At 70.5% G+C, this 12,593-nt stretch carries 11 protein-coding genes; 6 read left to right on the forward strand and 5 right to left on the reverse strand.

Going from position 1 to position 12,593, the window contains the following annotated elements:
- The first annotated feature begins 194 nt into the window (after nucleotides 1–194).
- From AC3IF3_RS10925 to AC3IF3_RS10940, 4 genes are all read left to right on the forward strand, one after another.
- A complete protein-coding gene (locus AC3IF3_RS10925) occupies nucleotides 195–548 on the forward strand; it encodes a phasin (protein WP_243972837.1) in 354 nt (117 codons plus the stop codon).
- Nucleotides 549–727: 179 nt separating this feature from the next.
- Nucleotides 728–1,285, forward strand: a complete 558-nt coding sequence (locus AC3IF3_RS10930; protein ID WP_489228734.1) for a hypothetical protein — start codon at nucleotides 728–730, stop codon at nucleotides 1,283–1,285.
- A gap of 129 nt (nucleotides 1,286–1,414) precedes the next feature.
- Nucleotides 1,415–2,686, forward strand: a complete 1,272-nt coding sequence (locus AC3IF3_RS10935; RefSeq protein WP_489228736.1) for an N-acetylmuramoyl-L-alanine amidase — start codon at nucleotides 1,415–1,417, stop codon at nucleotides 2,684–2,686.
- 169 nt (nucleotides 2,687–2,855) lie between these two features.
- Nucleotides 2,856–5,288, forward strand: coding sequence for a penicillin-binding protein 1A (locus AC3IF3_RS10940; protein WP_243972841.1), 2,433 nt, complete (start codon nucleotides 2,856–2,858; stop codon nucleotides 5,286–5,288).
- Nucleotides 5,289–5,536: 248 nt separating this feature from the next.
- Here AC3IF3_RS10940 and purQ read toward each other — a convergent pair whose 3' ends face one another.
- The 5 genes from purQ to AC3IF3_RS10965 form a co-directional block, all read right to left on the reverse strand.
- Nucleotides 5,537–6,217 (reverse strand): phosphoribosylformylglycinamidine synthase subunit PurQ, encoded by a 681-nt coding sequence (gene purQ, locus AC3IF3_RS10945; protein WP_489215879.1) that lies wholly within the window; start codon nucleotides 6,215–6,217, stop codon nucleotides 5,537–5,539.
- Nucleotides 6,217–6,456: a phosphoribosylformylglycinamidine synthase subunit PurS gene (gene purS / locus AC3IF3_RS10950; RefSeq protein ID WP_243972845.1), complete on the reverse strand. Its 240-nt coding sequence runs from the start codon at nucleotides 6,454–6,456 to the stop codon at nucleotides 6,217–6,219. Before purS ends, purQ begins: the two co-directional genes overlap by 1 nt.
- A gap of 161 nt (nucleotides 6,457–6,617) precedes the next feature.
- The gene (locus AC3IF3_RS10955; RefSeq protein ID WP_489231278.1) at nucleotides 6,618–6,857 is read right to left on the reverse strand and encodes a hypothetical protein; all 240 of its coding nucleotides are present in this window, start codon (nucleotides 6,855–6,857) and stop codon (nucleotides 6,618–6,620) included.
- Nucleotides 6,858–6,960: 103 nt separating this feature from the next.
- Complete coding sequence (locus AC3IF3_RS10960) at nucleotides 6,961–7,560, reverse strand: ActR/PrrA/RegA family redox response regulator transcription factor (protein ID WP_243972847.1); 600 nt, start codon at nucleotides 7,558–7,560, stop codon at nucleotides 6,961–6,963.
- Between the two features lie 46 nt (nucleotides 7,561–7,606).
- Entirely contained in the window at nucleotides 7,607–8,992 is a 1,386-nt protein-coding gene (locus tag AC3IF3_RS10965; protein WP_243972849.1) for an ActS/PrrB/RegB family redox-sensitive histidine kinase, read from the reverse strand.
- A 261-nt stretch (nucleotides 8,993–9,253) separates the two neighbouring features.
- Between AC3IF3_RS10965 and AC3IF3_RS10970 the strand changes: the two genes are divergently transcribed.
- Complete coding sequence (locus AC3IF3_RS10970; RefSeq protein WP_489231279.1) at nucleotides 9,254–10,531, forward strand: polyhydroxyalkanoate depolymerase; 1,278 nt, start codon at nucleotides 9,254–9,256, stop codon at nucleotides 10,529–10,531.
- A 411-nt stretch (nucleotides 10,532–10,942) separates the two neighbouring features.
- The gene (locus AC3IF3_RS10975) at nucleotides 10,943–12,529 is read left to right on the forward strand and encodes an ABC transporter substrate-binding protein (protein WP_489215882.1); all 1,587 of its coding nucleotides are present in this window, start codon (nucleotides 10,943–10,945) and stop codon (nucleotides 12,527–12,529) included.
- The last annotated feature ends 64 nt before the right edge of the window (nucleotides 12,530–12,593 follow it).

A 12,593-nucleotide genomic window follows, 5' to 3' on the forward strand; every position in this document is an offset into this window, starting at 1 on the left:
TAACGAGCCTGCCGAATCCGATAGCCCCTGAGCGGTGACTGTCCGAGATCATGGAATCGGCATTTTATCGAGGATTTCCGGTCCGGCCTCGCACCGGATTCTGCACTTGACTTCTTGTTGCAGTGCAACATATAGAGCCGCGTCACGGCGGACGCAGCCGGCGTCCCGCGCGAAGGATCATCCTGGAGACAGCCATGCAGAACCCGAATTTCGAGATGCCGACCGAGATGCGCGATTTCGCCGAGAAGAGCGTCGACCAGGCCCGGACCGCCGTCGGCACCATGATGACGAACGCCGTCAAGGCCGCCGAGCAGGCCCAGGCTTCCGGCCAGACCTTCCAGTCGACCTTCAGCGCGGTGATCGCGAAGGGGTTCGACCACGCCCAGGCCAACGCCAACGCGACCTTCGACTTCGCCCAGAAGCTGGTGCGCACGAAGGACCTGCGCGAGGCGTTCGAGCTCCAGTCCGAGTTCGTCCGCAGCCAGTTCGCCGCGCTCCAGGCCCAGGCCAAGGATTACGGCGCCTTCGCCCAGACCGTCGCCCGCTGAGGTCGACCGCCCGTCCCCCGATCCGCGCGGATCGCGGGACGCTGCCCCCGGGATCCGGCCGCACCAGGCGGGCCGGTCCCCACGATCCGACGCCCGGGCGTCGCACAGGTCCGATCCCGATACGGCAAGCGGGCGAACCGCGCCGGGATCGGTGGACGCGGACAGGAGGAGAGCGCGCCATGGGAAAGCAGCGTCGACCGCGCGGGGATCGCCCGGCCTGGGAAGCGAGACCGCCGCTGGATCCGGAGGGGACCGCCCTGTCGGACGCCCTCGTGACGCCGTCGGTCGAGACCCCGAACGCGCTTCCGGCCCAGGTGCCGGCCGAAATGCCGGACGTCGTCCCGGCGCCGGCGGGGGTCGAAGCCATCGCCTCGGACATCATATCGCACGCGTCCGTCGCCGCGCCGTCGGACGATCCGGCCCCTGCGCCGGCCGAGATCCACGCACCGGCGGCGACGGTCGCGCCGGATCGCCAGGCCGTCCCTGCGCCGATGCAGGATCCCGTCGCGTCCGCGCCCGACCGCTTCGACATGGTCGAGATCGGCTCGACCATCGCCCGCTACATGCGCGGCGAGGGCGAGGCCGCCCTGGCCCATGTCCGGGCCCTGACGGATGCGCGCACGCCGGCCGATCTGATCCGCCTGCAGGTCGGCGAGGTCCAGCGCGCCGCCGACGCCTCCCTCTCCTGCTGGGTCACGGTGCTCGGCAAGGCGAGCCGCCTCGTCGCGTTCCGCTGACGGCGGGGCACCGGGCACCCGGTGTCGCCCCTTGACAAGACGGGCGGCCGGAACGAACCGGCGACAACGCTCCGTTAACCATGCCGGCGGCATCCCATGACGGAGGGGACGGGAAACGACACCGGACCGATGCCGAGCTGTGCGCGCCTGATCCGTTCCGCCTGTCTTCGCCTCGCCGTGGCGCTCGTCCCGGCGCTGGCGGGTCTGCCCGCGCCCGCGCAGACCGGCGACAAGCCCGCCGTCGGGCCCGCTGTCGCCATCGGGGCGGACCTCGCCAGCCAGGGCGGCACCACCCGCCTCACCCTGACCCTGTCCCGGCCGGTGGAGGCCCGCGGCTTCGTGATGGAGCGGCCCGACCGGGCGGTGATCGACCTGCCCGAGGTCAACTTCCAGCTCGAATCCGGGACCGGCAGCCGCCGGGACGGCCTCGTGCAATCCTTCCGCTACGGCCTGTTCGCCCCCGGCCGCTCCCGCATCGTCATCGATCTCGGGGCGCCGGCGACCATCGGGCGGATCGAGACGGTGACGCGGCCCCGCGACGGTGCCGTGCTGCTCACGGTCCCGCTCCAGCGCGCCGACCGCGAGGCGTTCCGCAAGGCCGCCGCCACCGCGGACCCCGCTCCGGCCCAGGCCCGCAGCACCCCGCCCGAACCCGCCGACCAGCGCCCGCTGATCATGGTCGATGCCGGCCATGGCGGGACCGATCCCGGCGCCATCGCGGTGGGCGGCGTGTTCGAGAAGGACATCGTGTTCGGCTTCGCCCAGGCCCTGGTGGAGAAGCTCGAAGCGGGCGGCCGCTACCGGGTCCGGATGACCCGCGACCGGGACGTGTTCGTGCCGCTGGCCGACCGCGTGCGCCTCGCCCGCGAGGCCAGGGCCGACCTGTTCGTATCGATCCACGCGGATTCGATCTCGGCCGCCCCCCAGGTGCGCGGCGCCACGATCTACACCAATTCCGAGAAGGCCACCGACGTCGAATCTGCCAAGCTCGCCGAGCGCGAGAACCGGGCCGATGCCGCCGCCGGGGTCGACGCCGCCGAGGCGCCCCCGGACATCGCCGACATCCTGCAGGAGCTGACCCTGCGGGAGACGCGCGGCTTCTCCTCGGGCTTCGCCCGGACCCTGATGGGCCAGCTTAGCCCCGTGATGGAGATGAGCGGGAAGCCGCACCGCGAGGCCCGCTTCGTGGTGCTGCGCTCCCCCGACGTGCCGAGCGTGCTGGTCGAGCTGGGTTACCTGTCGAGCAAGCACGACCTGGAGATGCTGCAATCGCCGGAGTGGCGCGCCGGCGTCACCGGATCCATGGCCAAGGCCATCGATCTGTTCTTTACCAATCGTGCGACCCTGAGCCGACCGGCCCCGACGCGCCGTTCGGCCGCCGTCGCCCCAGTTTTACCATAGAGTACGTGTCGATACGGGGCATCCGAACGCCCCGTCGCACCGCCGTCGAAACCGGCAATCCGAGGGGGCCTCACGGGAACATCCGGGGGCCGACCGCATCGAGAGCGGACCCACGCGCCGGGTGAGCCGATTCCGGCATCGGCCGGGCCAGCGACGAGCGGAACACCGGATGCGTCTGATCCTTCGTTTCTTCGGGATCCTGTTCAGCGCCGCCGCGGTGCTGTTCGTGATCGGGGCGGCGGCGGGCGGCTACTTCTACTGGAAGTACAGCCAGGACCTGCCCGACCACGCGGCGCTCGCCACCTACGAGCCGCCGGTGATGACCCGCGTCCACGCGGCCGACGGCTCGCTGCTCGCCGAATATGCCCGCGAGCGCCGGCTGTACCTGCCGATCCAGGCGATGCCCAAGATCGTGGTCGCGGCCTTCCTGTCGGCCGAGGACAAGAACTTCTACAAGCACGGCGGCATCGACCCCGAGGGGATCGTGCGCGCCTTCCTGACCAACGCCAAGTCGGGCAAGCGGCAGGGCGCCTCGACCATCACCCAGCAGGTCGCCAAGAACTTCCTGCTGTCGTCCGAGCAGACCTATGACCGCAAGATCAAGGAGGCGCTGCTGGCGCTGCGCATCGAGGCGGCCTACTCCAAGGACAAGATCCTCGAACTCTATCTCAACGAGATCTTCTTGGGCACGATCGTCCCCGGGCGCAACCTGCACGGGGTCGCGGCGGCTGCGCTCGATTATTTCGGCAAGTCGGTCCACGAACTGACCATCAACGAGGCGGCCTATCTCGCCGCCCTGCCGAAGGGGCCGAACAACTACCACCCCTACCGCAAGACCCAGGCGGCTTTGGACCGCCGCAACGAGATCATCCGCCTGATGGCGGAGAACGGCTACATCACCAAGGAGGAGGCGGAGGCCGCCAAGAAGATGCCGCTCGGGGTCAACCCGCGGGTCGCCTTCCCGAACGCCGCCAACGCCAACTACTTCACCGAGGAGGTCCGGCGCGAGATCTCCGAGCGCTACGGCGAGAAGAAGCTCTACGAGGGCGGCCTCTCGGTGCGCGCCACCCTCGATCCGAAGATGCAGGGCTGGGCCCGCAAGGCGCTGGTCGACGGCCTCGTGCGCTACGACCAGGCCCATGGCTGGCGCGGGCCCGTCACCAAGGTCGACCTGACCGGCCGCGACTGGGGCATGGCGGCCTCCGAGGTTCCGGCGCTCGGCGACGTGGCGCCCTGGCGGCTCGCCGTGGTGCTGGGCAACGGCGCCGGCGGCGTGCAGGTCGGCCTCCAGCCGAGGCGCGAGGCCTCGGGCCAGGTGGGCAAGGACCGCGAGACCGGCGTGATCACCCCGGACGGGATGCGCTGGGCCGGACGCCCGAACCTCCAGGCGGGCGACATGGTCTATGTCGAGGCGAGCGAGGGCGGGAAGGGTCAGTTCCGCCTGCGCCAGAAGCCCGAGGTCTCGGGCGCCATCGTGGCCATGGACCCGAATACGGGCCGGGTCCACGCCATGGTCGGCGGCTTCTCCTACGACGAATCCGAGTTCAACCGCGCCACCCAGGCGATGCGCCAGCCCGGCTCGTCGTTCAAGCCGATCGTCTACTCGGCGGCGCTGGACAACGGCTACACCCCGGCCTCGATCATCCAGGATACCCCGATCACCATCGAGGCCGGCCCCGGCCAGGAGGCCTGGACGCCCTCGAACTACGACGGCAAGTCCGGCGGCCCGCACACCCTGCGCTACGGGATCGAGCACTCGAAGAACCTGATGACGGTCCGGCTCGCCAAGGATGTCGGCATGCCGCTCATCGCCGAGTACGCCCGCCGCTTCGGCGTCTACGACGACATGCTGCCGGTGCTGCCGATGTCGCTCGGCGCCGGCGAGACCACGGTGATGCGCATGGTCACCGCCTACTCGATGCTGGCCAATGGCGGCCGGCGCATCCGGCCGACCCTGATCGACCGGATCCAGGACCGCACCGGCGAGACGATCTACCGCCACGACAACCGCAAGTGCATCGGCTGCGACGCCGAGAAGTGGTCGGGCCAGGACGAGCCGAAGCTGGTGGACGATTCCGAGCAGGTGCTCGATCCGCTCACCGCCTACCAGATGGTCTCGATCATGGAGGGCGTGGTCCAGCGCGGCACCGCGACCCTGCTCAAGCAGATCGGCAAGCCGCTGGCCGGCAAGACCGGCACGACCAACGACGCCAAGGACGCGTGGTTCGTGGGCTTCTCGCCGGATCTGGCGGTCGGGATCTATATGGGCTTCGACAAGCCGCGCTCGCTCGGCGACCGGGCCACCGGCGGCGGGCTGGCGGCGCCGATCGCCCTGGAGTTCCTGAAGACCGCCCTCAAGGACAAGCCGCCGACCCCGTTCCGGGTGCCGCCGGGGATCAAGCTGATCCGCATCAACCTGGCCAGCGGCACCCGCGCCGGTTCGGGGGAGGGCGCCGGAACGATCCTGGAGGCGTTCAAGCCCGGCACCGCGCCGCCGGATTCCTACGTGGCGCCGTCCGGCGGCGGCCAGGCGCCGGCCCCCGCGGCGGCGGCCGTGCCGCCCGATGCCGACCGGGCCGCGCAGGCCGGCGGGCTGTACTGAGGGGCGCTTCGGCTTCTCCCACAAGACAGAGAAGGATCCGCGCCCTCCCCCCTCTATGGGGGAGGGCGCGGATCCGTTTCCCAGCGCCGCGACAGAAAAAAGCCGCCCCGGAGGGAGCGGCTTCGAGGAGTCTTCAGGGAGGCATCAAACAGAGCGGACGAGAAGATCCAACTCCACATCCAGATCTCTGGATGCCTCTTTGTGACTTAAGAACCTTAACGGTCGGTAAATACAGTCTTCGCAAAAGATCACGCCGCCAGGCTGTCGAACAGCCCGCGCCCGTCGGTCCCGCCGATCAGATCCTCGACGAAGTTCTCCGGGTGCGGCATCATGCCGAGCACGGTGCGGGTCTCCGACAGGATGCCCGCGATCGCGTTGAGGGAGCCGTTGCGGTTGGCCTCCACGGTCACGGCGCCGTCCGCGTCGCAGTAGCGGAAGGCCACCCGGCCCTCGGCCTCGATCCGCGCCAGGGTCTCGGGATCGGCGAAGTAGTTGCCCTCCCCGTGGGCGATGCAGACGTCGATGACCTGACCCGGCCTGTAGGCGCTGGTGAAGCGGGTGTCGGTGCGCTCGACCCGGAGCGTCTGCCGGTGGCAGAGGAAGCGCCGGTCGACGTTGCGCATCAGCACGCCGGGCAGCAGGCCGGATTCGCACAGGATCTGGAAGCCGTTGCAGATGCCGAGCACGAGGCCGCCCCGCGCCGCATGGGCCCGCACCGCGTCCATGGCGGCCGCCCGCCCGGCGATCGCGCCGCAGCGGAGGTAGTCGCCGTAGGAGAAGCCCCCCGGGAGGACGGCGAGGTCGGTCCCGGCCGGGAGGTCGTGGTCCGCGTGCCAGACGAGGCTGACCCGCGCCCCGGACCGGCGCAGGGCCCGCACCACGTCGGTCTCGCGGTTGGAGCCGGGGAAGACGACGACCGCGGCGTGCATCAGAGGATCTCGATCGCGTAGTTCTCGACCACCGTGTTGGCCAGGAGCTTCTCGCAGGCCGTGCGCAACGTCACCTCGGCGACGGCGCCGTCGGTGGTCGCCATCTCGATGTCGAAGACCTTGCCCTGCCGGACACCCTCGACCCCGTCGACGGCGAGCGACTTGAGCGCGGCTTCGATCGCCTTGCCCTGCGGGTCCAGCACGCCGGGTTTCAGGGTGACGATGATACGGGCTTTCATGGATCTTCAGGTCTCGTGCGCGGCCGGATCGGGGATATCGCCTGCGGCGTCGTCACGCACGCCGCGGGTCGTTGTTAGCAGGCGGGGAACCGGCCTGTCTAACGCCGGAACCCGGAGTACGGGCCGACCCGCGCGGAGCGCAAGCGCGGAGGCCGCGCCGTTCACCGATGGGCGGCGGGGGACCCGGCGCGCAGGGGCTCGATGCTGGTCGCCCGGCGCCACAACTGGAGCATGATCCAGGCCGCGAACAGGCTGAAGAGGCCCATCAGGACGTGGCCGACCCGATCCCCGAGATCGAACAGGCCCGCCAGGGCCCAGCCGGCCGCGATGGCCACGGCGAACACCTCGGTGCCGACGAGGACCATCATGCTCACGATGGTGATGGCGTTGCGCCCGCTCACGAGATCCACCCTCGAAACGATTCGGGTCCCGGACGGAACCGTCCGAGACCCGTGCTGCTAGCCCACCGGGGCCGGCCTAGGCAACCGACCGCATGGAAACGGTTCAGCGCGGCGCGCGCTTGGCCAGGATCCGCTGCAGCGTGCGCCGGTGCATGTTCAGGCGCCGGGCGGTCTCGCTGACGTTGCGGCTGCACAGTTCGTAGACCCGCTGGATATGCTCCCAGCGGACCCGGTCCGCCGACATCGGGTTCTCCGGCGGGTCGGCCCGCTCGCCGGGCTGGGCCATCAGCGTGCCGTGGATCTCGTCGGCGTCGGCGGGCTTGGCGAGGTAGTCGAAGGCGCCGAGCTTCACCGCGGTGACCGCGGTGGCAATGTTGCCATAGCCGGTCAGGATCACGCCCCGGGCCTCGGGGCGGCGCTCCTTGAGGCGGGCGATCACGTCGAGGCCGTTACCATCGCCGAGGCGCATGTCGATCACCGCGAAGGCGGGAGCCCGCGCTTCGACGGCGGAGACACCGTCCGCGACGCTGTCTGCGACCTGCACGTGGTAGCCGCGGCTCTCCATGGCGCGGGCGAGGCGCGTCTGGAAGGGCTTGTCGTCGTCCACGATCAGCAGGCTGCGGTCGGAGAAGGCGGCGAGCGGATCGGCGTCGTTGATCACGGCAGCGTCGGTCGCCGGCGTGGTCCCGGGCTGCGTCAGCATCCGGCTTTCCTTTCGAGTTTTCGGGGTCGGGTTCTTAATCTGTCTTTCATATAGGGACGACATCGCGCGGCGGCAGGGGGTGGCGGATATTGAATTCCGGCGAATGGCGCGGCACCGCCCCCCGTTCGAAGATGTGCCGGGCCCAGGAGACGCGCACGACCGCCCCGTGGGAGTCCGGGATGGGCACGTTCATCAGGACGAGCTGGGCGCCCGAGCGCTCGATCAGGGTCTTGGCGATGAACAGGCCGAGGCCGAGCCCGGCCCCCACGGTCCCGCCCGATTGCGGCCGATCCTGGCTGCGGGTGGTCACGTAGGGCTCGCCGGCCCGCAGCAGCACCTCGCTGGAAAAGCCCGGGCCGTCGTCGCGGATCTCGATCCAGACCCGCTCCGGGTTCCAGCGCCCCTCGATCGAGACCCGCGCCTCGGCGAAGTCGACGGCGTTGTCGAGGATGTTGGCGAGCCCGAACATCACCCCCGGGTTGCGGCGGCAGGCCGGTTCGGGGCCGTCCCCGAGGCTGCTGATGTCGAGGGCGGTGCCCAGCGCCCGCTGCGGCGCCACCAGCTCCTCGACGAGGTGGCTGAACGTCACTGTCTCCAGGAAGCCCGCGCCGTCCCCGTCCAGCGAGGTGAGCTTGCCGAGGATGCCGCGGCAGCGGTCGACCTGCTCGCGCAGCAGGGTGAGATCCTCCGCCACGGCGGGGGAGGCGGTGGGCCCGAGCTGGCGGATCAGCTCCTTGGTGACGACCATGATGGTGCCGAGGGGCGTGCCCAATTCGTGGGCCGCCGCGGCCGCGAGCCCGTCGAGCTGCGACAGGTGCTGCTCCCGGGCGAGCACCAGCTCGGTGGCGGCGAGCGCCTGGGCGAGCAGCCGGGTCTCCTCCGCCACCCGCCACGCGTAGACGCCCGTGAAGGCGGTGCCGAGCAGGATCGCGGTCCAGACCCCCGAGACGTACAGGAACGGCAGTTCGATCCGCCCGTCGGCGAACCAGGGCAGGGGGCGGTGGACCAGGGCCAGCAGGGTCGCGAGCCCCACCGCCAGCAGCCCGAGCGCCAGCGTCCGCTCGGGCGGCAGCGCGGTGGCCGAGATCAGCACGGGGGCGAGGAACAGCAGCGAGAACGGGTTCTGGAGGCCGCCGGTGAGGAACAGCAGGGCGGCGAGCTGCACGATGTCGAAGGCGAGCAGCAGGGCGGCAGAATCGTCGCTCAGCCGGTAGCTCGCCGGGAAGCGGATGCGCAGCGCCAGGTTCAGCCAGGACGAGGTGGCGATCACCAGGAAGCACCAGCCGAAGGGCAGGGGCAGGCCGAGGCCGAACTGCGCCCCGACCACGGCGGCGCTCTGGCCGGTGATCGCGAGCCAGCGCAGGCGCACGAAGGTGTCGAGCCGCAGGTGTCGGGCGTCGCGGCCGAGGCCGCTGAGGTCGGTATCGGGCATGCGCTGCTTCATTGGGCCGCCGGAGAGATCGGCCCGGGCGGCTGTTCGCGGAGCCCCGGCGATGGCGCGGAGGCAGGGGGGCCGGCAAGCGGTCCGGGCCGAATCGTCGCGGGCGATGTGGTCACAGGCAAGTCCGCCTGAATGGGGGATGTTCCATTATCGTTCAGGGTAGACCATTATCCTGGCAACGCGATGCGTTGAGAGTTCCATGCCGGCAGACGCTGGAGCGTCGGCGGCCGGATGGGGATCCGTGAGGTGACGATGCTCCTGGCCTACTCGCTATACGAGGGCGCCCGCGCCCTGATGACGCCGGCCCGGATCGCCGCCGACCTCACCCGCTACGGGCTCCAGATCCCCGGCAATCTCCTGGCCTACGGCCCCTACGCGCGGGCGGTCAGCGCCGGCTGCGAGATGTTCGAGCGCGCCACCCGCCAGTACGGCAAGCCCGCCTTCGGGTTCGGCGAGACGGTGGTCGACGGCGTGTCCGTGCCGGTCACCGAGCGGGTGGTCTGGGAGCGGCCGTTCTGCCGCTTGGTCGCCTTCGATCGCGCCTTCGGGACCCCGCCCGCCGAGCCGCAGCCGAAGCTGCTCATCGTCGCGCCGATGTCGGGGCATTACGCGACGCTGCTGCGCGGCACCGTGGAGGCGATGCTGCCGAACCACCGGGTGTTCGTCACCGACTGGACCGACGCGCGGATGGTGCCGCTGCTCGCCGGGCGCTTCGACCTCGACGACTACATCGACTACCTGCAGGAGATCTTCGCCGTCCTCGGCCCGGACCTGCACGTCATGGCCGTGTGCCAGCCGGCGGTGCCGGTGATCGCCGCGGTGGCGCTGATGGAGGCGGCCGACGAGCCGGCGGTCCCGGCCTCCATGACCCTGATGGGTGGCCCGATCGATACGCGCCGCTCGCCCACCGCCGTGAATTGCCTGGCGCAGGAGCGCGGCCAGACCTGGTTCGAGCGCAACACGATCAGCCTGGTGCCGCCGCTCTATCCGGGGGCGTGGCGCCGGGTCTATCCGGGCTTCCTGCAGCTCTCGGGCTTCATGGCGATGAACCTGGACCGGCACGTCACCGCGCATACCGACATGTTCGACCACCTGGTGAAGGGCGACGGCGACTCGGCCGAGAAGCACCGGGAGTTCTACGACGAGTATCTCGCGGTGATGGACCTCACCGCCGAGTATTACCTCCAGACGGTGCAGACCGTGTTCGTCGATCACGCCCTGCCGAAGGGCCGGATGGCGCACCGCGGCACGCCGGTCGATCTCGGGGCGATCCGCCGCTGCGCGATCCTGGCGGTCGAGGGCGAGAACGACGACATCTCCGGGGTCGGGCAGACCAAGGCGGCGCTCGACCTGACGCCGAACCTGCCCGACGCGCGCAAGGCCTATCACCTCCAGGCGGGGGTCGGGCATTACGGCGTGTTCAACGGCTCCCGCTACCGAGCGGTGATCGCTCCGCGGATCGCGGCCTTCATCCGCGCCATGCGGGCGATCCCGGGCACACGCGGCGGCCACCTGCGGCAGGTGGGCTGAGGCGCCCGGATCCGGGGGCTGGACGGGCCCGATCCGGTCTCGCCGCCGCCGCGCGCCTGCCCGCCCCCGCAGAGGGGGGAGGAAGCGCGCGCGGCGGCTCCGACTGCCATACCCGTCGACCGGATCCCGTACAGGCCGGCCCGCCCCGGCGAGACCCCTCAGATTCTGAATACATAACGCATCTCCGGCCGGGCTGGCGCGGGGCTTGCGAGGCGCCGGGTGTGAGTTCGATCAGCGCCGATCCCGCCTGCCCCCGTCCCCCCGTGCCGCGCCCGGCGGCCCGGGGCGTGCCGGCCCGTGCCCCGGTGTCACGCCGGGCCATTGCGTCGCTGCTCGAGAACCGCGCAAACTCGCCCACAGGGTGTAGGCCGGCACTTCGGGCCTGAGATCCGCGCCGCCAGGGAGATCACGATGGACCGCAGGACCTTCCTCAAGGGCTCGGCCGCGCTCGGGCTGGCCGCCCCGCAGATCGCGAGGCCGGCCCTGGCGCAGGGCGCCAAGGTGCTGCGCTTCGTGCCCCAGGCCAACCTCGCCAATTTCGACCCGATCTGGGGGACCCAGTACGTGGTGCGCAACGCCGGCACCCTCGTCTGGGACATGCTCTACGGCGTCGATCAACAGCTGAAGCCGCAGCGCCAGATGGTCGAGTCCGAGGAGGTCTCGGGCGACCACCTGACCTGGACCTTCCGGCTCCGCCCCGGCCTGACCTTCCACGACGGCGAGCCGGTGCGGGCCAAGGACGTGGTGGCGAGCCTCACCCGCTGGATGGCCCGGGACCCGATGGGAGTGATGATCCGCGGGATCCAGGACGAGCTGGCCGCGACCGACGACAGGACGTTCCGCTGGCGCCTGAAGAAGCCGTTCCCGAAGCTGCTGTTCGCCCTCGGCAAGACCAACGCCCCGATGGCGCTGATCATGCCGGAACGGATCGCCAAGACCGACCCGTTCACGCAGATCACCGAGTATGTCGGTTCCGGCCCGATGAAATTCGTCCGGAACGAGTGGGTGCCGGGCGCCCGGGCGGTGTTCGAGAAATTTGCCGGCTACAAGCCCCGCGACGAGCCGAATTCCTGGCTCGCCGGCGGCAAGCGCATCCTGGTCGACCGGGTCGAGTGGGTGATCATGCCGGATGCGGCCACCGCCTCGGCGGCGCTGCAGAACGGCGAGGTCGACTGGTGGGAGAATCCGATCTCCGACCTCGTGCCGCTCCTGCGCAAGAACGCGAGCCTCACCGTCGACATCGCCGACCCGCTGGGCAACATCGGGTCGTTCCGGATGAACCACCTGTATCCGCCCTTCGACAACCCGAAGATCCGCCAGGCGGTCATGACCGCGATGAGCCAGGAGGATTACATGCGGGCGATCGTCGGGGACGACGACGGCCTGTGGAAGAAGCTGCCGGGCTTCTTCACCCCCGGGACACCCCTCTACAGCGAGGCCGGCGGGGGCAAGGTCGGCACGGGCGACATCAAGCTCGGCCAGAAGCTGCTCAAGGAGGCGGGCTACAAGGGCGAGAAGGTGGTCTGCGTCGTCGCCCAGGACCAGGCGATCACCAAGGCCCAGGGGGACATCACCGCCGACCTGCTGAAGCAGATGGGCTTCGACGTCGATTTCGTCGCCACCGACTGGGGCACCACCGGCACCCGCCGGGCCTCCAAGGCGCCCCCTGCCCAGGGCGGCTGGAACATGTTCCACACCTGGCACGCGGGGGCCGACACCATCAACCCGGCGGGCTATCCGGCGGTGCGGGCGAGCGGCGACACGGCCTGGTTCGGCTGGCCGAACATCCCGCCGGTGGAGACCGCCATCGCCGAGTGGTTCGACGCCGCCGACCCGGCCGCCGAGAAGGCCGCCATCGACAAGGTCAACGCGGCGGCCTGCGCGGGCGTGGTCTACGTCCCGACCGGGTTCTTCCTGGGCTACCAAGCGTGGCGCAAGAATGTCTCGGGCATCGTGAAGGGGCCGATCCCCTTCACCTGGGGGGTTTCGAAGGCGTGATGGAGCGGGTGGTCATCATGCCGGTACGCGCCGCACGCGCTCCCTCCCCCCTCTGCGGGGGAGG

The sequence above is a fragment of the Methylobacterium sp. J-118 genome (genome assembly GCF_057836565.1).